Origin of the sequence: Bacillus sp. SIMBA_074, assembly GCF_046534555.1 — a bacterium.
GTDB lineage: Bacteria > Bacillota > Bacilli > Bacillales > Bacillaceae_G > Bacillus_A > Bacillus_A mycoides.
Genome location: NZ_JAWRYM010001339.1, coordinates 1 through 231, shown reverse-complemented (window position 1 = coordinate 231; position 231 = coordinate 1). Strand labels below are relative to the sequence as shown.

At 44.6% G+C, this 231-nt stretch carries 1 pseudogene; it reads right to left on the bottom strand.

Annotation, left to right across the window (positions count from 1 at the left end):
* Positions 1-66: 66 nt before the first annotated feature.
* A pseudogene (locus tag SB773_RS35055) lies at positions 67-231 on the bottom strand (DNA polymerase III subunit beta); the annotation flags it as partial.

Sequence of the window (231 nt, the reverse complement as noted above, 5' to 3'; positions counted from 1 at the left end):
ATGGAAACCTCACCCATGGCTTGGCTCCTTTCTTTTACGTAAAAACAGTCTTTTACGAAAAAATGCTTAGTAGGTACGGACTGGCAGAATCAAATGCAGCATCCAGTCATGGTCAGTTGGGCGAATGACGAATGGACTCATCGGGCCAGTAAAGCTTGCTTTAATTTCTGTGCTGTCAATTGCACGGAGCGCGTCAATCATATATTTGGCGTTGAAGGAGATCTTGAGTTC